Annotated in this window: 21 protein-coding genes; 12 read left to right on the top strand and 9 right to left on the bottom strand. The window is 65.6% G+C overall.

Annotated features, from left to right (window positions below):
• Positions 1 to 458 precede the first annotated feature (458 nt).
• A complete protein-coding gene (gene urtE / locus HTY51_RS12915) occupies positions 459 to 1,151 on the top strand; it encodes an urea ABC transporter ATP-binding subunit UrtE (RefSeq protein WP_174253103.1) in 693 nt (230 codons plus the stop codon).
• Between the two features lie 15 nt (positions 1,152 to 1,166).
• Here the strand turns inward: urtE and HTY51_RS12910 are convergent, their stop codons facing one another.
• The 7 genes from HTY51_RS12910 to HTY51_RS12880 form a co-directional block, all read right to left on the bottom strand.
• Positions 1,167 to 3,926 (bottom strand): MASE3 domain-containing protein, encoded by a 2,760-nt coding sequence (locus HTY51_RS12910; RefSeq protein WP_174253102.1) that lies wholly within the window; start codon positions 3,924 to 3,926, stop codon positions 1,167 to 1,169.
• Between the two features lie 32 nt (positions 3,927 to 3,958).
• A complete protein-coding gene (locus HTY51_RS12905) occupies positions 3,959 to 4,525 on the bottom strand; it encodes a response regulator (protein WP_174253101.1) in 567 nt (188 codons plus the stop codon).
• 74 nt (positions 4,526 to 4,599) lie between these two features.
• Positions 4,600 to 6,240, bottom strand: a complete 1,641-nt coding sequence (locus tag HTY51_RS12900) for a PAS domain-containing methyl-accepting chemotaxis protein (RefSeq protein WP_174253100.1) — start codon at positions 6,238 to 6,240, stop codon at positions 4,600 to 4,602.
• Between the two features lie 78 nt (positions 6,241 to 6,318).
• On the bottom strand, positions 6,319 to 7,902 hold the full coding sequence (locus HTY51_RS12895; protein ID WP_254606883.1) for a methyl-accepting chemotaxis protein: 1,584 nt from the start codon (positions 7,900 to 7,902) through the stop codon (positions 6,319 to 6,321).
• Positions 7,903 to 8,001: 99 nt separating this feature from the next.
• Positions 8,002 to 9,756 carry a methyl-accepting chemotaxis protein gene (locus tag HTY51_RS12890; RefSeq protein WP_174253098.1) on the bottom strand — a complete coding sequence of 585 codons (1,755 nt, stop codon included), beginning with the start codon at positions 9,754 to 9,756 and terminating at the stop codon, positions 8,002 to 8,004.
• 30 nt (positions 9,757 to 9,786) lie between these two features.
• Positions 9,787 to 10,059, bottom strand: coding sequence for a hypothetical protein (locus tag HTY51_RS12885; protein ID WP_174253097.1), 273 nt, complete (start codon positions 10,057 to 10,059; stop codon positions 9,787 to 9,789).
• Between the two features lie 74 nt (positions 10,060 to 10,133).
• On the bottom strand, positions 10,134 to 10,649 hold the full coding sequence (locus HTY51_RS12880; RefSeq protein ID WP_174253096.1) for a chemotaxis protein CheW: 516 nt from the start codon (positions 10,647 to 10,649) through the stop codon (positions 10,134 to 10,136).
• 325 nt (positions 10,650 to 10,974) lie between these two features.
• Here HTY51_RS12880 and HTY51_RS12875 point away from each other — a divergent pair, with 325 nt between their 5' ends.
• The 9 genes from HTY51_RS12875 (at position 10,975) to HTY51_RS12835 (ending at position 16,896) form a co-directional block, all read left to right on the top strand.
• Complete coding sequence (locus HTY51_RS12875; RefSeq protein WP_371733830.1) at positions 10,975 to 12,078, top strand: patatin-like phospholipase family protein; 1,104 nt, start codon at positions 10,975 to 10,977, stop codon at positions 12,076 to 12,078.
• Positions 12,079 to 12,146: 68 nt separating this feature from the next.
• Positions 12,147 to 12,503: a YciI family protein gene (locus tag HTY51_RS12870; RefSeq protein WP_174253095.1), complete on the top strand. Its 357-nt coding sequence runs from the start codon at positions 12,147 to 12,149 to the stop codon at positions 12,501 to 12,503.
• Positions 12,504 to 12,620: 117 nt separating this feature from the next.
• A complete protein-coding gene (locus HTY51_RS12865) occupies positions 12,621 to 13,004 on the top strand; it encodes a YciI family protein (protein WP_174253094.1) in 384 nt (127 codons plus the stop codon).
• 12 nt (positions 13,005 to 13,016) lie between these two features.
• Positions 13,017 to 13,544: an SRPBCC family protein gene (locus HTY51_RS12860; RefSeq protein WP_174253093.1), complete on the top strand. Its 528-nt coding sequence runs from the start codon at positions 13,017 to 13,019 to the stop codon at positions 13,542 to 13,544.
• Positions 13,545 to 13,568: 24 nt separating this feature from the next.
• The gene (locus HTY51_RS12855; RefSeq protein ID WP_174253092.1) at positions 13,569 to 13,982 is read left to right on the top strand and encodes a VOC family protein; all 414 of its coding nucleotides are present in this window, start codon (positions 13,569 to 13,571) and stop codon (positions 13,980 to 13,982) included.
• A gap of 10 nt (positions 13,983 to 13,992) precedes the next feature.
• Positions 13,993 to 15,294 carry an RNA polymerase sigma factor gene (locus HTY51_RS12850; protein WP_174253091.1) on the top strand — a complete coding sequence of 434 codons (1,302 nt, stop codon included), beginning with the start codon at positions 13,993 to 13,995 and terminating at the stop codon, positions 15,292 to 15,294.
• Between the two features lie 48 nt (positions 15,295 to 15,342).
• A complete protein-coding gene (locus tag HTY51_RS12845; protein WP_174253090.1) occupies positions 15,343 to 15,723 on the top strand; it encodes a VOC family protein in 381 nt (126 codons plus the stop codon).
• A gap of 166 nt (positions 15,724 to 15,889) precedes the next feature.
• Positions 15,890 to 16,174 carry a hypothetical protein gene (locus tag HTY51_RS12840; RefSeq protein WP_174253089.1) on the top strand — a complete coding sequence of 95 codons (285 nt, stop codon included), beginning with the start codon at positions 15,890 to 15,892 and terminating at the stop codon, positions 16,172 to 16,174.
• Between the two features lie 41 nt (positions 16,175 to 16,215).
• Complete coding sequence (locus HTY51_RS12835; protein ID WP_174253088.1) at positions 16,216 to 16,896, top strand: hypothetical protein; 681 nt, start codon at positions 16,216 to 16,218, stop codon at positions 16,894 to 16,896.
• A gap of 12 nt (positions 16,897 to 16,908) precedes the next feature.
• On the opposite strand, the gene HTY51_RS12830 is transcribed toward HTY51_RS12835, so the two are convergent.
• Positions 16,909 to 18,747: a diguanylate cyclase domain-containing protein gene (locus tag HTY51_RS12830; RefSeq protein ID WP_174253087.1), complete on the bottom strand. Its 1,839-nt coding sequence runs from the start codon at positions 18,745 to 18,747 to the stop codon at positions 16,909 to 16,911.
• 166 nt (positions 18,748 to 18,913) lie between these two features.
• Positions 18,914 to 19,252 carry a zinc ribbon domain-containing protein YjdM gene (locus tag HTY51_RS12825; RefSeq protein ID WP_174253086.1) on the bottom strand — a complete coding sequence of 113 codons (339 nt, stop codon included), beginning with the start codon at positions 19,250 to 19,252 and terminating at the stop codon, positions 18,914 to 18,916.
• 409 nt (positions 19,253 to 19,661) lie between these two features.
• On the opposite strand from HTY51_RS12825, the gene HTY51_RS12820 reads away from it, so the two are divergent.
• Positions 19,662 to 20,150 carry a hypothetical protein gene (locus HTY51_RS12820; protein WP_174253085.1) on the top strand — a complete coding sequence of 163 codons (489 nt, stop codon included), beginning with the start codon at positions 19,662 to 19,664 and terminating at the stop codon, positions 20,148 to 20,150.
• A 572-nt stretch (positions 20,151 to 20,722) separates the two neighbouring features.
• A complete protein-coding gene (locus HTY51_RS12815) occupies positions 20,723 to 21,073 on the top strand; it encodes a hypothetical protein (RefSeq protein ID WP_174253084.1) in 351 nt (116 codons plus the stop codon).
• Positions 21,074 to 21,114 lie beyond the last annotated feature (41 nt).

Raw genomic sequence — 21,114 nt, 5'->3', positions numbered from 1 at the left:
GGCACGCTGCGTTGCTCGGCCAGGGCGGGAAGTGCAGAAACTCGCCCTGCGGGCTCAGACATCTGCACTTCTTTTTCCGCCCTGGCCTGCGCTACTCGCCTCCTCTCACGGCAATGGGGGACCGGAGACCAGATACCAAGACAACAAGGACGCGCCATGGCGCGTCCTTGTGGGGTTCGGCTGTTGGGTTCCCGGCTGTTCGGACCCCCACGCCGTGTGGCAGGGCTGAGCAGCGCAGCAGCGGGCGGATCAGGGCGGGCGTTGTTTGAGCGCAGCGAGTTTAGCCCGACCCCGCCCGGTGCGAGCAGCGCAAGGTACCCCGCAGGGGCCCTGACTTCGGCTCGCCTTCTCTTTGCTTACATTCTCTTGGCGAAGCAAGAGAAAGTGAGTGCGCAGCCGGGCGCACATCCCGGCAATGCATCCAAGCCGTGGTGCAGCCAGAAAAAAGAAAGCTAGACATGCTGAATGTCAAAAACATCAACCAGTATTACGGCGGCTCCCACATCCTGCGCGACGTCAGCCTCCAGGCCGAATTGGGCAAGGTCACCGTGGTCCTCGGCCGCAACGGCGTGGGCAAGACCACGTTGCTCAAGTCCCTCATGGGCCTGGTTCCCATCAAGAGCGGCACCATCGAGTTCGAAGGCCGGGCCATCCAGAAGGACACGCCTTACCAGCGCGCCCGGGCCGGCATCGGCTTCGTGCCCCAGGGCCGCGAGATCTTTGCGCGCCTGACGGTGGAAGAGAACCTGCGCATGGGCCTGGCCAGCAAGCCGGGCGGCACGCCGATCCCCGCCGAGCTGTATGAGCTGTTCCCCGTGCTCAAGCAGATGCTGGGTCGCCGCGGCGGTGACCTGTCGGGCGGGCAGCAGCAGCAGCTGGCGATTGCGCGTGCGCTGGCGGCCGGCCCGAAGCTGCTGGTGCTGGACGAGCCCACCGAGGGCATCCAGCCCAGCATCATCAAGGACATCGGCCGCGTGATCCGCATGCTGGCCGACCGCGGCGACATGGCCATCCTGCTGGTGGAGCAGTACTACGACTTCGCGCAGGAGCTGGCCGACGAGTACGTGGTGATGGAGCGCGGCGCCGTGATCGCCGCCGGCCAGGGCAAGAGCATGGAAGCCGACGGCGTGCGCAAGCTGGTGGCGATCTGAGCGACCGCCGGCGTTTCAGCCGGCCGGTCCCCGGCCTTGCGGTCCCAGTTCATATGCCAGGGCTCGCACGAGTTCCTGCACAGGGATGGGTTTGCTGAAGACATGCCGTATGCCCTGCTGGTGCGCTTCATCGGCCTGGATGGCGTCGGGGAAGCCCGAGCACAGCATCACCGGCAGTCCCGGCTTGAAGTGGCGGGCCAGCAGGGCGAGCTGCAAGCCGTTCATGCCGGGCATGGTCTGGTCCGTGATCAGCAGGTCGATCTGGTCCGGGGCGGCCTCCAGTGCGGCCAGGGCTTCGGCCGGGTCCTTGAAGATGCGCGCGCGGTAGCCCCAGTCGACCAGCAGTTCGCCCAGGTAGCGGGCCACCGCTGCGTCGTCGTCCACCACCCAGACCCGCTGGCCGGTGCCGGCCGGCACCAGCGGCGGCTCCACGGGCGGGCTCAGCGAATCGGCTGAGGGCGTTGCGATGGGGAAGAGCAGGCGGAACAGGCTGCCGTTGCCGGGCGTGGACTCCACCACCACGTGCGCGTCCGAGCGGCGCAGGATGCCGTGCACCACGGACAGGCCCAGGCCGGTGCCCTTGCCCACGTCCTTGGTGGTGAAGAAGGGGTCGAACAGGCGGGGCAGGTGCTCAGGCGCGATGCCGCTGCCGCTGTCGCCGACATCGAGCGCCAGGTAGGGGCCGCTCAGGCGCTGCTGGCTGATGGCGCAGATCTGGCCGTCCATCTCGACCGGGTGCAGGCTGATGTCGATCACGCCGTGGTCGTCGATGGCGTCGCGCGCATTGATCAGCAGGTTCACCAGCACCTGGTTGAGTTCGCCCGGATCCATGCGGATGCTCTGCTGCGCGTCGATCCGCACGCGCAGTTCGATGCTGGCGGGGATGGAGGGCCGCAGCATGGCCACCACTTCCTCGATCACCGCCGCGGGCGAGATCACGCCGGTGCCGGTGCTGGGCTGGTTGCGGGTGAAGCTGAGCATCTTGGCGATCAGGTCGCGCGCCCGTTCGCTGGCCAGGATCACCTCGCGCAGGTAGCTGGCCAGCTTGCCCTGCTTGTCGGGCACGAAGCGGCTCAGCGCCAGGTTGGAATAGCCCAGGATGGCCGCCAGGATGTTGTTGAAGTCATGGGCCACGCCGCCGGTCAGCTGGCCCAGGGCCTGCACCTTCTGCGACTGCTGCAATTGCCGCTCCAGGTCCTGCTGGACCGCCTCCGACTGTTCGCGCTCCGAACGATCGCGCGTGAAGACGTAGTAGCAATTCGCCTGCGCGTCCCAGGTGGCGGAGATCTCGACGGCCAGGGGGTGTCCGTCCTTGTGCCGCAGTCGCGTCATGAACTGCGCCCGTCCGACCTGGCGGGTATGTGCCAGGCGCTGGCTTGCCAGCGCCGGGTCCTCGACGGCATCCATTTGCGGGATGCGCTTGCCGAGCAGTTCCTGGGCGGAATAGCCGGACATGCGCACGAAGGCGTCATTCACCTCCAGCAACCGGCCTTCGTCGTCGGCCACCCAGAAGCCGTCGATCGCCGTTTCCAGCACCCGGCGCTGTCGCTGCTCGGCGCGGCTCTGCCCGGTGATGTTTGCGGCGACCGAGACATAACCGATGATCTCGCCGCCTTCATTGCGCAAGGGTGTTGCCGTACGGTTGAGCACCACCTGGTTTCCATGCCCGTCGCTTGAGTGCACGAGACCGCGCCAGATCTGGCCCGTCTGCAGCGTCTGGCGCATGTCCTCGGCCTGCGCCGCATCGGGTGTGATGGGCGCGGCAAACAGCGAGAGCGGCTGTTCCGGCGGCAAGGCTCCGGTGAGCTCGATCGAGGCGCGGTTGCGCCAGCTGATGCGGCCGTTCAGGTCGGTCACGAGCACGGGGGAGGTGATGGACGCCAGCGCCAGCGACTGGGTGCGCAGGGTCTCGTTGGCCTGCTGCAGCGTGGCGGTCTGCTGCGCCAGTTCCTGGTAGGGGCGGCGCACGCTGACCACGAACATGGCGCGGTAGATCAGGCCGTAGCAGACAAACTTGTACAGATGGCCCAGCAGGTTGAGCGCATCGCTGACCACCTCGTAGTTCGCCAGGAAGAGCTCGCTCAGACCCGCGACCGCCGCTGCACCGAAGATCAGGGGCAGGAACTCGTCCTGCGAGCGGCGGGCCAGCCAGTAGTAGCGCCAGGCGGCCAGCGCCAGCAGGCCGGTGATCAGCCACTCCAGCCAGCGCTTGAGCGGCGTCAGCCCCGAGCCTTCGAGATAGGTGCGCGGCAGGTCCGCCTCGTGGAAGAGCACCACCCAGATGATCAGCAGGTTCAGCGCAGTGTAGGCGGCCAGTACGCCCAGGCGCAGGCGCTTCGTCGGAGCGGGCAGGCGCGGCAGCAGGCTGACCGCCAGCAGCGTCACGGCCACGATGAGGCGTGCGGCCAGCCAGAAGGCAATGCCTTTTTCAACCGAGGCGGGCGTGATCAGCTCCGGCATGCCCTTGTAGGACAGGGCATGGAAGAAATCGAGCCAGCCGGCGGCAAACAGCGCCACTGCGATGAACAGCAGCGAGGACGAGCGCTCCCGTGTGCGGGTGTGCCAGACCGTGGCAAACACCAGGAAGGCGGCGGCGATCGCTACGAATTCCAGCGCCGTGTGCAGGGGCAGGTAGTAGCGGTGCGGCAGCTGCACGGTGTGCAGCGGCAGCAGCATGGACACGGCGGCCAGCACCGTGCAGATGACCACCAGCAGCAGCTGTTGGTTCAGCAGCAGCGATTGGCGCGAGTCGGGCAGGGGCAGGGCGGGTTTCATGGTGTGCTGCGGCAGCATACCGTGCCCGCCTTTCAGTCCTCGAGTCCGAGCAGCTTCAGCAGCCGGGTCGTGTCGATGGGCTTGGCCAGGCAGACTTCCGCCCCGGCGGCCAGCAGTTCGGCCTCGTTCTCCGGGGTGAGGTAGCCGCTCATCGCGATCACACGCACATCAGAATGTCCGGGGATCTGCTTGATCTGCCGGCAGACCTCGGTACCGCGCAGGCCGGGCATCATCAGGTCCAGCAGCACCACATCGGGCTGGAAGACGTGCACCTTGCGGCCGGCCTCGAAGCCGTGCTCGGCAATCTCCACCTGCACCGGGTAGTCACCGCCTTCGAGCAATTCCTTGAGGAAACCCAGCACGGCACGGTCATCGTCGACGATCAGCACGCGCAGCGGCCCCTTGTTGCCCGCCGGGTTCCACAGTCTTGCAAAGCGCTCCACTTCCTCGCGGCGGAAGCGCCGGTGCCCGCCCGGCGTCACCTCGGCCTGCAGCAGGCCTTTTTGGGCCCAGCCGCGCACCGTGACGGGCGACACCATCATCCACTGGGCCACTTCGTTCGGTGCCAGGTAGGGCTTGTTCTTGAAATCGTCGTTCATGCAAGAGTTCGCTCAGGGTCTGGGGGCGATTGCGATTTGATCGATTCTATAGATGCGATCGGTATGGGGCGCCCTCAGGCGGCCATGGCGATGGCCGGCTGGTTCAGCCCCAGGCGGTTTTCGCGCCGCAGGGTCACCGCATCCTGCTGCGCCAGCGATTTCTCCCCGCGCACCAGCCGGAACAGCCGCATGGAGTCGCTGACGCCCTGGGCCTGTTGCTGCAGCGTTCGGGCGGCCACGGCCAGCTGCTCCACCAGCGCGGCGTTCTGCTGCGTGATCGTGTCCATCTGGACTACGGCGACGCTGATCTGCGCGATGCCGGACTTCTGTTCTTCCGAGGCCAGGCTGATCTGGTCCAGCGCCGTGCTGACCTTGGCCACCGCTTCGATGGCCTCCTGCACGCGGGCCATGGCCTCGCGCGTGCGTGTGCTGCCCTGGGCCACCCGGGTGCCGGATTCCTGGATCAGCTGGCGGATCTCCCGCGCCGCCGTGGTGGTGCGCTGGGCCAGCAGGCGCACTTCGCCGGCCACCACCGCAAAACCACGCCCGGCTTCGCCGGCGCGCGCGGCTTCCACCGCGGCGTTGAGCGCCAGCAGGTTGGTCTGGAAGGCCACGCCCTCGACCAGCTCGATGATGGCGCCGATGCGCTGCGAGGAGGCCGTGATCTCGGTCATGGTCTGGGCCACGGCGCGCACGGCTTCGTTGCTGCGCCCGGCGATCGAGGAGGTCTCGTGCGCCATCTGCGCGCCGTGGGCGGCCGAGTCGGCGCTCTGCTGCACGGTGCCGCTGATCTGCTCCATCGAGGCGGCGGTCTGCACCAGGCTGCTGGCCTGCGATTCGGTGCGTTCGGCCAGGTGCTGGTTGCCGGCGGCGATCTCCAGCGCCTCGTGGTTGAGACGGTCGATTTCGCTGCGCACGTCCTGCACCACGGTGCGCAGGTTGACCGACATCTGGCGCAGGGCCTGCTGCAGCTGACCCACCGGGCCCGTGGCGCCGGTACGCACCTCATGCGACAGATCGCCCGCTGCCAGGGTATTGGCTTCGTGCACCAGCGCGTGCAGGGGGGTGATGGTGAGCGCACGGCTCAGCCAGAAGCCGGTGGCAGCCACCAGCGCCGCGCCGCCCCAGACCAGCAGGGCCGGCAGGCCGGTGGCGGCCAGCCCCAGCACCGCGGCCCCTGCCAGCAGCTGGATGAGCAGCAATTGGCCTTCGGTGCCCGGGCGCAGCAGCCGCTGCAGCCGGCCCCAGGCGTTGCGACGCAGCAGCTGGCCGTGCCGCAGCACGTGCACCAGATGGTCGCGCTGCGCTTCCTCGCGCATCAGGGCATAGAGCTGTTCGGCCGCCTCCACATCGGCGCGTGCCGGATGGGAGCGCACCGAGAGGTAGCCGGTGATGAGGTCGCCATCGCGCATGGGGGTGGCATTGGCCTGCACCCAGTAGTGGTCGCCGTTCTTGCGCCGGTTCTTCACCAGGCCGGACCAGGGGCGGCCGGACTCGATGGTGCCCCACAGGTCGCGAAAAGCCTCCTGCGGCATGTCGGGGTGGCGCACGAGGTTGTGCGGCTGGCCCAGCAGCTCTTCGCGGCTGTAGCCGCTGATGTCGATGAAGGCCTGGTTGCAGTAGGTGATGCGCCCTTTCAGATCGGTGACGGACACCAGGGTCTGGTCGGGGGGGAAGGGGAACTCGCGTTGGGTGACCGGCAGGTTGATGCGCATGATGAGAGAGAACGATCCGTATCTGGTGAGGCCCCGCCGCGACGGCGTCGCATCCGTCGCGGCGGGAGCAGGGCGGTGTCAGTGATGTGACAGCAGCAGTGAGGGGGCGCCATGGCCCGCATCGCCCGTCTGGGCCAGGCGGAACACGCTGACGGCCTGCACCAGGTCTTGCGCCTGGCTGTTCAGGCTGGAGGCGGCCGCGGCCATCTCTTCCACCAGCGCGGCATTCTGCTGCGTGGCCTGGTCCATCTGCGTCACCGCCTCGCCGATCTGCGCCACACCCTGGCTCTGCTCGCTGCTGGCCGCGCTGATCTCGCCCATGATGTCGGTCACGCGGCGGATGCTGGCGACGACTTCATTCATGGTGCTGCCGGCCTGGTCCACCAGGGCTGTGCCCTGCCCCACGCGTTCCACGCTGTCGGTGATGAGGGTCTTGATCTCCTTGGCGGCTTCGGCCGAACGACCGGCCAGGTTGCGCACCTCGCTGGCCACCACGGCAAAGCCGCGGCCCTGCTCGCCGGCCCGGGCCGCTTCCACCGCGGCGTTCAGGGCCAGGATGTTGGTCTGGAAGGCGATGCCGTCGATCACGCTGATGATGTCGGCAATCTTCTTGCTCGAATCATTGATGCCCTTCATGGTGTCCACCACCTGGGCCACGACCTCGCCACCCTTGATGGCCACGGTGCTGGCGCTCTGGGCCAGCTGGTTGGCCTGGCGGGCGTTGTCGGCGTTCTGGCGCACGGTGGAGCCCAGTTCCTCCATCGAGGCGGCGGTCTCTTCCAGTGCGCTGGCCTGGCTCTCGGTGCGGGCCGACAGGTCGGTATTGCCCTGGGCGATTTCGCTGCTGGCGGTGGCCACGGATTCCGAGCCCCTGCGCACCTGGTCCACGATGCCGGAGATGTTGTCGCGCAGGGTCTTGATGCCATGCAGCAGGCTGCCATCGTCACCCTTCTTGAGGCGGATGTCCACGGTCATGTCGCCCTGCGCCATGCGGTGCGTGATGATGTTGGCGTAGCTGGGCTCTCCGCCCAGCTGGCGCAGGATGCCGCGCGTGATCAGCAGGCCGATGCCCAGCAGCACGGCCGCCAGCACCAGGGCACTGAGACCCAGGGTGATGCTGCGCTGGACGATGGCCGTTTCCACGGTGTCCACGTAGACGCCGGAGCCGACCACCCAGCCCCAGGGCGCAAAACCCTGGACGTAGGAGATCTTCTGCACCGGCTTGTCGCTGCCCGGCTTGGGCCACATATAGGGGACAAAACCGGCGCCGCTGGCTTTTACCGTCTTGACGAATTCGATGAACAGGTGTTTGCCGGTCGGGTCCTTGTTCTCGCTCAGGTCCTTGCCGTCGAGCTCGGCGCGGATCGGGTGCATCACCATCTTCGGATGCATGTCGTTGACCCAGAAATATTCCGCGCCGCTGTAGCGCAGGGCCTTGATGCTGGCCAGCGCCAGTTCCTTGGCGGCTTCTTCGCTCAGCTTGCCATCGCTGGCCTGCTTGTGGAAATGCACGATGAGTCCATGGGCGATTTCGACCGTGTTGCGCACGGCGTTCTGGCGCTCCTGCATCAGCATGGTCCGCTCGGAAACGATGAAGATGGCCACCAGGATGCCTATGCCTGCGATGGCGCTGGCTATCAGCAGGCCGAGGCGCCTGGCCATCGGAAGTGAATTGAGTTGGAACATGATGAGCAAAAGTACGTCAGTGTTGAGGGTCGGGTCACCCGTCGGAAAACCGGGGGCGTGGGTCGCCGGGCGGTTTTAGAAACTTTCCCAGTCGTCGGTGCCGGTTTTTGGCGTGGCCGGGGCAGGGCTTGCCTGGGCGGTCTGGGCCCTGGGGTGCAGGCGCTCCACGTTCTTTGCCCGGTTGGGGCTGCGGCGTTCGGTGCCGTCGTAGGGCTTGCTGTCGGAGCCGGGGGCGCGGGTGGCGGTCTGGCTCACGATGGGTACGAGCCGGGTGCTGCCGCTGCCACCACCGGCCAGCTTGAAGACGCTGACGGCCTGCACCAGGTCCTGCGCCTGGCCATTCAGGCTGGCGGCGGCCGCGGCCATCTCTTCCACCAGGGCAGCGTTCTGCTGCGTGGCCTGGTCCATCTGCACCACGGCCTCGCCGATCTGGGCCACGCCGGCGCTCTGCTCGGAGCTCGCGGCACTGATCTCGCCCATGATGTCCGTCACGCGCCGGATCGAGGTGACCACCTCGGTCATGGTGTTGCCGGCCTGGTCCACCAGCGCCGTGCCCTGTTCGACACGGGTCACGCTGTCGGTGATCAGCTGCTTGATCTCCTTGGCCGCTTCGGCCGAACGGCTGGCCAGGTTGCGCACCTCACCGGCCACCACCGCGAAACCGCGGCCCTGCTCGCCGGCACGGGCCGCTTCCACGGCGGCGTTGAGCGCCAGGATGTTGGTCTGGAAGGCGATGCCGTCGATCACGTTGATGATGTCGGCGATCCTGCGGCTGGAGTCGTTGATGCCTTTCATGGTGTCGACCACCTGCGAGACCACTTCCCCGCCCTTCACGGCCACCGTCGATGCGCTTTGCGCCAGCTGGTTGGCCTGGCGGGCGTTGTCGGCGTTCTGCTTGACGGTGGAGCCCAGCTCCTCCATCGAGGCGGCGGTCTCTTCCAGCGCGCTGGCCTGGCTTTCGGTGCGCCCGCTCAGGTCCTGGTTGCCCTGGGCAATCTGGGTGCTGGCCGAGGCCACGGACTCGGAGCCCTGGCGCACGGTGCTGACGATCTGCCCCAGCTTGTTCTGCATGGCGGCCAGGGCCTGTAACACCTTGGCGACTTCGTCCTTGCCGCTGGTATCGACCTTGCGGGTCAGGTCACCCTGGGCGACGGCTTCGGACACATCCACGGCGTTCTGCAGCGCGCGGGAGATGCCGCGGATCAGGGCCATGCCGAACAGCACGGCAAACAGCACGCCGGCGACGATGGCGGAAATCGAGACCACCAGGATGGTCTGGTAACGCTGCAGGGCGGCGCCGTATTCCTTTTTCGCTTCATCGAGCTGCAGGTGCAGCAGCGCGGCAATGCCTTTGCGCACATCCGCATACAGGGGGCGGATGTTCTTCTCGTTGATGCCGCGCGCGGTTTCCATTTCGTAGCTTTCCAGCGCGGCGAGGAAGGGCTTGAGGCCTTCGTTCACGAACCTGGCGCGGTCGGCGGCAAACTGCTTGGCCAGCGCGGCCTCTTCGGTGGTCAGCCGGGTGGCCATGTAGGCCTCCCAGGTCCGGGTGATGTCGGTGATGTTGCGGTTCAGGATGTCGCCGGTCCGCTTGATTTCCTCGGGCGTGGAGTTGAGCAGTGCGTTGCCGACGGCCAGCCGGTTCTCCAGCAGTTTTTCCTGGATTTCGGCGATCTGCCCCATGGGCATGGTGCGGTCTTCGTAAACGGTCTGCAGCCCGGCGTTCGAGTTGCGGATGCCGATCAGGCCGATGCCGCCGATGCTGACCAGCAGCAGGGACAGGATGCCGATCAGGAGGGTCAGGCGGGTGGAGATTTTCAGCTTGTTCATGTGTTTGTCCTGCGTGGGTTCAGTGGGGACTCAGGCATGCATGGTCCGTGTGCGGCGGGCCCAGGCCACGACCTCGTTCGCCATTTCCGCATCGCTGATGCGGTGCGAGCCCTGCGCGACCCGCGTCTGCATCTCGGCCCAGCTCATGTACCAGTCGTCGAGGCGTGCATCGAAGTAGCGCAACCATTCCTGGCCCCGGTCATTTCGGGTCAGGTAGATGCCGGACTGCTCCGGGTTTTGTCCAGTGTTCGGGTTCCACAGGAATTTGTAGATGCTCAGGATGGATGCGGAGAGGCTGCTCATGGTGGTGGGTGTCAGGAAGGGGCCTGGCGCGGGCCTGCGCAGGCGGGTCGTGTCGCTGGGGATGTCTTCGGGATTTATTGCACGCTGGTGGTTGCCAGGCCCATGTCGGCGCTGCTCATCACCTTCTCGATGTCCAGCAGGATCAGCATGCGGTCCTGGACCGAGCCGATGGCCATCACATGGTTGCTGTCGAGGGCCCCGGAAAACTCCGGGACCGGGCGCTGTTGCTCGGGTGTCAGCGCGATCACGTCGGAGACGGCGTCCACCACCATGCCCACGACCTGCGTGCCGATGTTGAGCACGATCACCACGGTGAAGTTGTCGTACTTGACTTCTGCCATGCCGAACTTGATGCGCATGTCGATGATGGGCACGATCACCCCGCGCAGGTTCATCACGCCCAGCACGAAGGCCGGCGCATTGGCCATGCGGGTCGGTTGTTCGAAGGAACGGATTTCCTGCACACGCAGGATGTCGATGCCGTATTCCTCCTGGCCCAGCTTGAAGGCCAGGAATTCATGGATGGACGTCGTGTTGCCTGGGCCGTTCTGCTGGACCGTGGTGGCGGGATGAGCGAGCGTTGTGTTCACGGGGCTGTTCCTGAAAAGAAAAAAGTGTTCGGGGTTGGCTGGTCCGGAAGCATAAGAAATCGATGGAATCGTGTAAATCGATTTAATCGAATTTGTCGAAAAAAACGATAAACGGTAGCTAATTTATTGCATTGTGAAAAATAAAGCTGTTTTTTCGGTTTTTCGCGGGAAATGGCCTGGTCTTGGCAAACGAGCGCGGCTGTAACAAGTACGTGTGTGATCTGCGGGGAGTCACACATGAAGTGCCTGCTCACCTTATGATGAATTCGGGTAAACCCTTGTTCTGGCATTGACGCTGGGGCGGCTTACCCGAGCAGGAGTTGCCTTGGACGACAGCGAAACTCAGAGCGCAGACAGCGGCACCCCGCCGGCGCGCGGCCTGCTCGCTTCATGGAAGCGGGTCCTTTCCGGCCAGCGCACGCCCCCGCCGGTCCGGCTCAACCTGGCCCTGCAGGGCGGCGGTGCCCACGGTGCCTTCACCTGGGGTGTGCTGGACACGCTGCTGGAAGACCCGCGTTTCGAGTTCGAGGGCCTGAGCGGCAGCAGTGCCGGCGCCATGAATGCCGTGGTGTTCGCGCACGGCTGGCTGCAGGGCGGCCGCGAGGGTGCAAGAGTTGCCCTGGCCAAGTTCTGGACCGAGCTGGGCCAGCAGATGCCCTGGGGCCTGATGACCCGGCGCAAGGGCGACTCCATCGGTTTCTCGCCCGCGGGCCAGCTTTTCTCCAGCTGGGCCGGGCAGTTCTCGCCCATGCAGCTCAACCCCTTCGACCTCAACCCCCTGCGGGACCTGCTGGTGGAGCAGATCGACTTTGCGCGGCTGCGCGCACACAGCCCCTTCAAGCTTTTCGTCGGCACCACCCAGGTCAGTACCGGCAAGCTGCGCGTGTTCCGCGAGAGCGAGCTCGACGTGGACGTGCTGCTGGCCTCGGCCTGCCTGCCCAAACTGCACCGCACCGTGGTGATCGACGGCGAGGCGTACTGGGACGGCGGCTACACCGCCAACCCGGCGGTGTTCCCCCTGTTCTACGAATGCGAGGCGCGCGACGTGCTGCTGGTGCTGCTCAACCCGTTGCGTCGCGAAGGCACACCTGGCTCCGTGGCCGAGATCGAGACACGCATCGCCGAACTGGGTTTCAGCGCCAACTTCATGCGCGAGATGCGTATGTTCGCCAGCGCCACACAGTTCGCCGCCGCTGAACGTTTTGGTCAGGGCCGGCTGGAGCAGCGCCTGCTGGACATGCGTTTCCACATGGTCGATACCAGCCGCATCGAAAGCCTGGGCCGCAGCGACAGCAAGCTGCTGCCGCACGGCCCCTTCCTGCAGCGCCTGCAGCAGCAGGGGCGGGAACACGCCGCGGCCTGGTTGCAGGCCCATGCATCCGCGCTCGGGCGGCATTCGTCCATCGACCTGCAGGCCCTGTTTGGCTGAATCCGGTCACGGGCCGGGGCTATGATGGCGCGCATCCGAAACCACCGTCGCCCTCCGACACCTGTTCCATGCCTTACATGTTGCTGATGGTCGAGCCCACCGGCCAGCGCCGCACGCGCACCGAGGCCGAGGGCCGCGAGGTCTATGGCCGCATGCTGAAGTTTGCCGAGGAGCTGCGTGCGCGCGGCCAGCTGCTGGCCGTGGAGTCCCTGGCCTCGCAGGAGCGCGCCGTGCGTGTGCAGGTGCGCGAAGGCCGCGCCCAGCTCACCGACGGCCCCTTTGCCGAGGCCAAGGAAATGGTGGGCGGTTTTTTCCTGATCGATTGCAAGACCCGGGCCGAGGCCGTGGCCATCGCCCAGTCCTGCCCGGCCGCCGAGTGGTGCACCGTGGAAGTGCGCGGCGTCGGGCCCTGTTACGAGGATTAGGCCCCGGGTTTTCCGGGTTTTTACTTAAACCCGGTCTGTCGAATTCGCCGGTCCTCGTTCGTCGTGTTGTTGTCAGCCGGAATTTTCCGGTGGCAGTTCACATGAAGGAGCGCAGACATGCGATACATGATCATCGTCAAAGCCACGCCGGCGTCCGAGACCGGCGTGTTTCCCCCCAATATGGCCGAGCTCATGGCCGTGATGGAGACCTTCCACGAAGAGCTGGCCCGCGCCGGCGTGCTGCTCGACGCCACGGGCCTGGCACCCACCTCCCAGGGCTGGCGCATCCGCTACGAGGGCGGCAAGCGCCAGGTCATCGACGGCCCCTTCGCCGAGAGCAAGGAGCTGATCGCCGGCTACACCCTGATCCAGGTGCGCTCGCGCGAGGAGGCGCTGGAGTGGACCCGCCGTTTCCCCAACCCCGTGGGCGAGGGCATGGCCGCCGAGATCGAGGTGCGCCGCCTGTACGAGATGGAAGACTTTGCGGCCGTCGGCCGCTGAAGGAGGGCCACCATGCTCAAGACCACCTTTTTTGTCCTCGTGCTGGCCATCGCCGGCCTGCTCGTTTTTGCCGCCACCCGGCCCGACACCTTCACCCTGCAGCGCAGCCTGCTGATCCAGGCGCCGCCCGACAAGCTGCACGCACTGATCAACGACATGCGCTCGTTCAACACCTGGAACCCCTACGACAAGAAGGATCCCGCCATGCAGGGTAGCTATAGCGGCCCGGCCGCCGGCCCCGGCGCGCGTTACGCCTTCAAGGGCAACAAGGACGTGGGCGAGGGCAGCCTGGAGATCACGAGCAGCGCGCCCGGCCAGGTCGGCATGCGGCTGGACATGAGCGCGCCCATGCAGGTCAGCAACAACATCACCTTCACGCTGCAGCCGCGCGGCGCCGCAACCGAGGTCACCTGGGCCATGCAGGGGGCCAGCCCCTTCATTGCCAAGCTCATGGGCATCTTCATCAATATGGACGCCATGATCGGCCGCGATTTCGAGGCCGGCCTGGCCAGCCTCAAGACCCTGGCCGAACGCGGCTGAACCCCAACAGAGCGAGGACACACCATGAACCAGCAGATCTACGTCAACCTGCCCGTGCGCGACCTGGAGCGCTCCAAGGCCTTTTTCGCCGCTCTGGGCTACAGCTTCAACCCGCAGTTCACCAACGAGCAGGGCGCCTGCATGGTCATCAGCGAGGATATCTACGTCATGCTGCTGACCGAACCCTTCTGCCAGACCTTCACGAACAAGCCCCTGGCCGACGCGCGCAAGAGCACCGAGGTACTGATCTGCCTCTCGTGCCGGAGCCGCGAAGAGGTGGACGTGCAGGTGAAAAAGGCCTGGGCGGCTGGCGGCACCGTGCCGCGCACGGCGGTGGACCACGGTTTCATGTACCAGCACGGCTTCGAGGACCCGGACGGCCACATCTGGGAATTGGCCTATATGGACATGAGCGCCTTCCCCGCGGCAACGGCGTAGATTTCACGGCATGCATTCCGCCACCCACGATGCCATCGCCGCCGTCTGGCGCATCGAGTCCGCGCGCATCGTGGCGGTCGTGGCGCGTATGTTGCGCGACATCGGCCAGGCCGAAGAGGCCGCGCAGGACGCGCTGGTGGCGGCGCTGGAGCACTGGCCCCGTGACGGCGTGCCGGACAACCCCGGCGCCTGGCTCATGACCACCGCCAAACACCGCGCGCTCGACCTGCTGCGCCGCCACAAGGTGCAGGACAGCGCCCTGGAGCAGATCGGCCTGGACCTGGAGGCGCGCGAGGCGCTGGTGGTGCCCGACTTCGTCGACGCGCTCGACGCCGCGCGCCAGGACGAGATCGGCGACGACCTGTTGCGCCTGATCTTCACCGCCTGCCACCCGGTTCTCAAGCCCGAGATGCGCGCCGCGCTCACCCTCAAGCTCATCGCGGGCCTCTCCACGCACGAGATCGCGCGCGCCTTCCTGGTCAGCGAGGCCACGCTGGCGCAGCGCATTGTGCGTGCCAAGCGCATCCTGCAGGAAGCGAGGGTGCCTTACGAGCTGCCGCGGGGTGATGCGCTGGGCGAACGCCTGGCCTCGGTGCTGGAGGTGGTCTACCTGGTGTTCAACGAAGGCTACACCGCCACCGCCGGCGAGGACTGGATGCGCCCAACTTTGGTGGACGAAGCCCTGCGCCTGGGCCGCATGCTGGGTGAACTGGCGCCGCAGGAGCCCGAGGTGCAGGGCCTGCTGGCCCTGATGGAGCTGCAGGCCTCGCGCGTGAAAGCACGCACGGACACGGAAGGCCGCCCCGTGCTCTTGCTGGACCAGGACCGCACGCAGTGGGACCACCTGCTGATCAGTCGCGGCCTGGCCGCGCTGGCGCGGGCCGAGGCGCTAAGCGCGCAGCAGGGCCTGGCCCTGGGGCCCTATGCCCTGCAGGGCGCCATCGCCGCCTGCCATGCGCGCGCCGCGTTGGCGGCCGACACCGACTGGCCACGCATCGCCGCGCTCTACGACGCGCTGGCCCAGGCCGCGCCTTCGCCCGTGGTGGAACTCAACCGTGCCGTGGCCGTGGCCATGGCGCACGGCCCCGAGGCGGGCCTGGCCATCATCGACACCCTGCGCACCGACAAGGCCTTGCAGAGTTATCAGTGGCTGCCCAGCGTGCGCGGCGACCTGCTGGCCCGCCTGGGCCGCACCGCCGAGGCGAAGGCCGAATTCGAACACGCGGCCACGCTCACCCACAACCAGCGCGAACGCGCCCTCTTGCTGGAGCGCGCTCTGGCCCTGGGTGGCGGCAGCGCATCCCTGCATTGAGCGGCATCCAGGCCACAACCCTTTTTCTCAAGCGCAAAGGAGTCCAACATGAGTAACCCCATCGGCTGGTTCGAGATCTACGTGAATGACATGCAACGCGCCAAGGCTTTTTACGAAGGCGTGCTGGGCGTGACGCTGACACGCCTGGAGAGCCCCGACCCTGGCTCGGTCATCGAGATGTGGGCCTTCCCCATGGAGCAGAACGCCTATGGCGCCTCCGGCACCCTGGCGAAGATGCCGGGGGTCGCGGCCGGCGGCAACAGCACCCTGGTGTATTTCAGCTGCACGGACTGCGCCGTCGAGGCGGCCCGGGCCGTGCCGAACGGCGGCCGGCTAGAGCAGGGGAAAACCTCCCTCGGCCCCTATGGTTTCATGGCCCTGCTGGTCGACACCGAGGGCAACCGGATCGGCCTGCACTCCATGCAGTGACCGGTTTCCCTCCAGCCTGGACTGACCCTTTTGGGGGATAGGCGCGGGTGCCAGACCTCCCTAGAATCCGCACGGCAGGCGCAGTCTGGCGATTTCCGTTCCAGTCGCGCAGCGAGCCCAACCGGTCCACGGTGGATATCAAACAGGCGCAGGGAGGCGCCACCCCATGAAACAACAAATCGCCAGGTTTTCCCCGCACCAGAACGCCAAGGTCTTTGCCGTGCTCATGGCACTCGGTTCGCTGGTGTTCGTGCTGCCCTTCATGCTGTTTGCGGGCATGATGACGCCGGAAGGCATGGGGCCGCCGATGTTCATGTTTGTGCTGTTCCCGGTCTTTTATCTGGTGTTTGGTTACGTGATGGTCGCCATCGGGTGTGCCATCTACAACTACATGGTCCCTTACATCGGGGGCATTGAATACGAATCGCAGGCCCCGGGCAACGATGCCTGATCCATCGTGAAGTGAGTTTTCCTTTTCACGGAGTCACGCGTATGCCCCTGCTCGGCCAAGCCGCCATGCTGCTGTCCTTCGACATCGCCCCGGAAGCGATTTCCGAGCACGACGACTGGCATACGCACGAGCATCTGCCCGAGCGCCTGTCCATTCCGGGCTTCCTGCGGGGCACACGCTGGGTGGCGCTGCAGGGGCAGCCCCGGTACTGCGTGCTGTATGAGGTGGCGCAACTTGCAACGTTGTCTTCCGATGCTTATCTGCAGCGCCTGAACCACCCCAGCCCCTGGACCGCGAAGATGATGCCGCACTACCGCGGCATGACCCGGGGCCTGTGCTCGGTCATCGGCTCGCACGGCCTGGGCATGGGACACGTTGGCCTGCTGCTGCGTTTCGCCCCCGCGGCCGACCAGAAAAAAGCCTTGCGTGACTGGCTGCTGCGGGACCTGCTGCCGCAGCTGCCCGCACGTCCGGGCCTGGGCAGCGTGCACCTGCTGGAAGGCGCGCTCGCGGCGCAGATGACCAGCGAGCAACGCATACGCGGGGCCGACGCCGGTGTGGACTGGGCCCTGCTTGTCACGGGCTACGACCAGGAGAGCCTGGCGTCACTGGCGGACACCGAACTGGGCCAGGCGCAGCTGGAGGCCCGGGGCGCCCGGGGCATCAGCTGCGCGCTCTACCGCACGGACTACACGCTCACGGCGCAGGAAGTCGGCGCCTGAGCGCCCTTGCACTCAGCCCCCGTGCATGTGCACGGTGTTCTTGCCCGCGTGCTTGGCCTGGTACATGGCCTCGTCGGCCTGGCGCATGAGCAGGTCCAGGTCGACTTCGGCCTGGTTGAACATGGCAATGCCGATGCTGCCGCTGGCGTGGTAGACCAGGCCTTCGAGGTCATAGGGCCTGGCCATGGTCAGCAGGGCCTTGGCGGCGATCTGGCGGGCTTCGGTGCGGGCCAGCGCGGGGTCTTCGTTGAGGTGTTCCAGCACGAGCACGAACTCGTCGCCACCGATGCGGGCCACGGTGTCGGACTCGCGCACCACCCGGCCCAGCCGGCTGCCGATCTCCTGCAGCAGCAGGTCGCCCGCATGGTGGCCGTGCTCGTCGTTGATCTGCTTGAAGTTGTCCACGTCCACGAAGAGCAGGGCGCCGTGCTGGCCGTTGCGCCGTGCCAGCGTCAGGGCGCGCTGCAGGCGTTCGAGCAGCAGGCGGCGGTTGGGCAGGGCGGTGAGCGGGTCGTAGAAGGCAATGCTGCGGATCTCTTCCTCCTGCAGCTTGCGCTCGGAGATGTCGTTCATGGTCGCCACATAGTGCGTCACGGCGCCGTGGGCATCGCGCACCGCGGTGATCGTGGTCCACAGGGGCACGAGGTCGCCGCCCTTGCGCTGGTCCCAGATCTCGCCTTCCCACTTGCCCGTCTTGCGCACGCTCTCCCACATGGCTTCGTAGAAGGCCGCGTCGTGCCGGCCCGAGCGCAGGGTGCTGGTCTTGCGGCCGATCATTTCCTCCCGGCTGTAGCCCATCAGGTCCACGAAGGCCTGGTTCACCCGCAGGATCACGGTGCCCGCATCGCTCACCAGCATGGCCTGGCGTGACTCGAAGGCCACCGCCGCCACGCGCCGGTCCTGTTCGGCCTTCACGCGCTCGGTGATGTCGCGGGCCACGAAAACGACGGCGCGTTTGCCATCCACCCGGATGTCCAGCGCCTGGGATCGCCCCTCGAACACATGGCGTCCGCCCAGGGTGTCCAGCTCGTACTCGATCTTCTGTGGCGTGCCGGCCTTCAGCGTCTGCAGCAGGAAATCCTGGAAACGCCGGGCCTCGGCCGGGGGCAGGGTCTCGTCCATGCGCTTGCCCAGGGTTTCGGTCAGCGGTCTGTAGAGCAGGTGCTCCTCGGGCGAGACCACCTCCAGGTAACGGCCGTCTTCGTCCAGCACGAACAGCAGGTCGGGCGAGGCACGGGTGATGGCGCGGCGCATGGCTTCGCTGCGTGCCAGGGCCTGCTTGGCATGCCGCTGCTCCTGCAGGTCGTTCAGCAGCAGGGCCAGCAGGGCCGTGCTGGGGGTCAGCACGAAGAGGTAGGGAAAGGCCAGCGTTTCCAGCAGCTTTTGCAGGTGCTGCATGGGCAGCAGCAGGAACCAGCCCAGGGCGGCGATGTGCAGCATTGCGCCGAACATCAGGAAATCGAGCAGCCTGGGCTGGGCCCAGCCGCGGCGCAGGGCGACACGCATGCCCAGGCCGAAGAGCACCGAGGTGGTGACCACGGCCGCGCCCACCAGGGCGCCGGCGCCGCCCAGCCACAGGCGGTAGGCGCCGGCCATCAGGCCGGCGATGACGGCAACCACCGGGCCGCCGAAGATGCCGGCCACGCCCAGGATGACCGAGCGCGCGTCGAAGATGACCCCGGGCGCCAGATTGGCCGGGTGCAGCATGCCGAAGATGCAGATGGCGCCGAAGATCAGGCCGGCGCAGACCTGGGCCGCGAACAGGCGCTGGCCCCAGGCGCGGATGTTGAACTCGTACAGCGCCGACAGGGCGAGCAGCAGCGCGGTGCTGTAGATGAGGTCCAGCGTCATGGGCGGGTGTTTCCCTGGTCGGATGGGTGGCGTCGGGCCCCGAGGGGGTGCTCATTCCATCATAACGAGGCAGGGCCGTCGCGGCCAGTGCCTGGCGCCGCCCCGGTGTGCAGAAAACACGGTCGCGCGGCTTGCTTGCGGACCCTGTGGGAGCCGGGGGGCGGGCTCAGGCTTTCTTGACGAATTCGCTCTTGAGCTGCAGGGCGCCGATGCCGTCGATCCTGCAGTCGATGTCGTGGTCACCGTCCACCAGCCTGATGTTCTTCACCCTGGTGCCTACCTTCACCACCGTGGAGGAGCCCTTGAGCTTGAGGTCCTTGATCAGCGTCACCGTGTCGCCGTCCTGCAGCGGGTTGCCATGCGCATCCTTCCACACGCGTTGCTCCGGCGCCGCGACGGCGGCCACCTTGGGCCACTCATGGGCGCATTCAGGGCAGACGTAGTTGTCGCCGTCTTCGTAGGTGTACTCGGAATGGCACTGGGGGCAGGGGGGGAAGGTGGACATGGAGTTTGGGTGTCGAGTAGGGGGCCTGGACCGGATCACAGGACGGCCAGATGAAGTGTTGCTGTTATTGTCTTCGATGGCTGCTGGCGGCCAGGAGCGGACCTTGACGACTCGTGCGACCAAGCGTGCTCGGTGGCGACTTTGTGGGTTCTGTTATTGACCATGGTTTTCGAGGAAGTTGGAACAAGTCCTTGAGCTGAAATGGTTTCTGGACAAGCGGCATGGCGGTGTTCATAAGACAGGTTTGCCGGGTTTGTCGGTTCTATTCATGGGCAAGCCTGCATTGCGTTTGGGGGAAAGACTGATATAAATCAGGCACTTAAAACAGATCACGGGAGGACGACTTGAACATTGTTCATAAGACAGGTTTGCTGCCTATATCAAGTTATGTCCGTACAGCGGAGGCGTGATGACACTCTACGAGAAGACCACCTTGGCGCTCCAATTGGTCGTTGCGGTCGGGGTGTTCGCCACTCTTGGCGTCTATTACCACCAGCTCAAGGTGATGGCGAAGCAGCTTTCTGCCATGCAGGATTCGTCACGCGTTACTAGTGCTCTGGCGATCGTTGCATTTCTGCAGTCGGATGACGTGCGAGCGGCCCGGCAGTGCGTGCGGGAAGTTCTCTCAAAGAAGGAGTTGGCCGAGTGGTCTTCCGACGAGCGCCGCGCTGCATCAACCGTCACTGCGAACTACGACGTTGCAGCTGCACTTCTTAAATCCGGATTGGCCCCGGCCGAACTCGTGACTGTGAACTGGGGGCCGAGCATCAAGCATTGCTACGAAGTTCTGAAGCCATTTGTGGAAGAACATCGGTCCAAGCCCGGCGCCGACCCGATGTACTGGAGTAACTTCGACTGGCTGTACTCCCAGGCGGGCGGCGGTGCGGCGCGGACATGACATGGTAGTCGACGCGGACGTCCTATCGGCTGGTTTTCGCCAGCCTACTGTCCGCCGGTCACTTCTACGTTAGGCCTCAATGATCACGCGACTATTCTTCGCAATGTTGCTCGGGGCGGCCGCAGTCCTCCTGCTCTTGGTTCCCTTTCTAGGCGCTTTTACCGTAGGGCTATGGCTAGCCATTCTTTGCGCCCTATCTGGCAGTCTCTTGGATCCGTATTGTCGGAACAGCGAATACGTCGAGTTCGGCTTCGCGTGGATCACGGTCCACTCTAGCCATGTGTACCTTGTCTATTGGGCATTGTTTAGCGTGATCATATTTATTGGGCTCACGCTAGCCTTTTTCGCCAATCGGGGGCAGAGGAAGGAGCGCAAAGAGTGATCTGCAAAGGTGTTGATTCAACGCAGAACCGTAAGTCGCCTGGTCGCGGTCATTCGCCATTCATCCGGTACACGCCCCGTCCCAGGCCTACTGAACGCTCATCGAGTCTGGGGCCTAACCTCTCCGTCAAGGGGACGTCTTGCGGCAAGCCGCAAGCCGCTGGTCATCTTCACGTTAGGCCACTTCCAAAATGAAACTTCGGTACTTTGCCAGCGTAGTCGTTCTGCTTGTCGCTCTCGGAGGCTGTGATTTTCAGAAGCAAGCCGATGCCAAGTTTGGAGACCAGCATTTCAAGACAGCCATCTCTCTTGTAGAGCTACACAAGATTCGCACTGGCTCGTATCCACAGAAGCTGAGTGATCTCAAATTCACTGGAGATTGGGATTCAATTGCACTCAACTCTGTCGAGTACAAGCCTCTATCCACCGGCTATGAGTTGAACGTAACTCGCGGTTGGGTCGGGCAGCCAGAATTGGCCTATCCAAAAGAGTTTTGGCAGGGCCTCGGTCTGGTCAAATCCAATCTGAAGCCCGGCACATGAAGCGGCCTAACCCTTCCATCGAGAGGGGCGGCCAAGGGCTG

Origin of the sequence: Rhodoferax sp. BAB1, assembly GCF_013334205.1 — a bacterium.
Classification (GTDB): domain Bacteria; phylum Pseudomonadota; class Gammaproteobacteria; order Burkholderiales; family Burkholderiaceae_C; genus Hylemonella.
This window is presented reverse-complemented; position numbering and strand designations above follow the sequence as displayed.

What these genes read in the sequence shown, in the direction of transcription:
- HTY51_RS12910 (WP_174253102.1), bottom strand. Translation starts at nt 3,926, where the DNA reads ATGAAACCCGCCCTGCCCCTGCCCGACTCGCGCCAATCGCTGCTGCTG.
- urtE (WP_174253103.1), top strand. Translation starts at nt 459, where the DNA reads ATGCTGAATGTCAAAAACATCAACCAGTATTACGGCGGCTCCCACATC.
- HTY51_RS12820 (WP_174253085.1), top strand. Translation starts at nt 19,662, where the DNA reads ATGACACTCTACGAGAAGACCACCTTGGCGCTCCAATTGGTCGTTGCG.
- HTY51_RS12870 (WP_174253095.1), top strand. Translation starts at nt 12,147, where the DNA reads ATGCCTTACATGTTGCTGATGGTCGAGCCCACCGGCCAGCGCCGCACG.
- HTY51_RS12835 (WP_174253088.1), top strand. Translation starts at nt 16,216, where the DNA reads ATGCCCCTGCTCGGCCAAGCCGCCATGCTGCTGTCCTTCGACATCGCC.
- HTY51_RS12905 (WP_174253101.1), bottom strand. Translation starts at nt 4,525, where the DNA reads ATGAACGACGATTTCAAGAACAAGCCCTACCTGGCACCGAACGAAGTG.
- HTY51_RS12855 (WP_174253092.1), top strand. Translation starts at nt 13,569, where the DNA reads ATGAACCAGCAGATCTACGTCAACCTGCCCGTGCGCGACCTGGAGCGC.
- HTY51_RS12885 (WP_174253097.1), bottom strand. Translation starts at nt 10,059, where the DNA reads ATGAGCAGCCTCTCCGCATCCATCCTGAGCATCTACAAATTCCTGTGG.
- HTY51_RS12860 (WP_174253093.1), top strand. Translation starts at nt 13,017, where the DNA reads ATGCTCAAGACCACCTTTTTTGTCCTCGTGCTGGCCATCGCCGGCCTG.
- HTY51_RS12865 (WP_174253094.1), top strand. Translation starts at nt 12,621, where the DNA reads ATGCGATACATGATCATCGTCAAAGCCACGCCGGCGTCCGAGACCGGC.
- HTY51_RS12895 (WP_254606883.1), bottom strand. Translation starts at nt 7,902, where the DNA reads ATGGCCAGGCGCCTCGGCCTGCTGATAGCCAGCGCCATCGCAGGCATA.
- HTY51_RS12830 (WP_174253087.1), bottom strand. Translation starts at nt 18,747, where the DNA reads ATGACGCTGGACCTCATCTACAGCACCGCGCTGCTGCTCGCCCTGTCG.
- HTY51_RS12845 (WP_174253090.1), top strand. Translation starts at nt 15,343, where the DNA reads ATGAGTAACCCCATCGGCTGGTTCGAGATCTACGTGAATGACATGCAA.
- HTY51_RS12890 (WP_174253098.1), bottom strand. Translation starts at nt 9,756, where the DNA reads ATGAACAAGCTGAAAATCTCCACCCGCCTGACCCTCCTGATCGGCATC.
- HTY51_RS12815 (WP_174253084.1), top strand. Translation starts at nt 20,723, where the DNA reads ATGAAACTTCGGTACTTTGCCAGCGTAGTCGTTCTGCTTGTCGCTCTC.
- HTY51_RS12840 (WP_174253089.1), top strand. Translation starts at nt 15,890, where the DNA reads ATGAAACAACAAATCGCCAGGTTTTCCCCGCACCAGAACGCCAAGGTC.
- HTY51_RS12850 (WP_174253091.1), top strand. Translation starts at nt 13,993, where the DNA reads ATGCATTCCGCCACCCACGATGCCATCGCCGCCGTCTGGCGCATCGAG.
- HTY51_RS12900 (WP_174253100.1), bottom strand. Translation starts at nt 6,240, where the DNA reads ATGCGCATCAACCTGCCGGTCACCCAACGCGAGTTCCCCTTCCCCCCC.
- HTY51_RS12825 (WP_174253086.1), bottom strand. Translation starts at nt 19,252, where the DNA reads ATGTCCACCTTCCCCCCCTGCCCCCAGTGCCATTCCGAGTACACCTAC.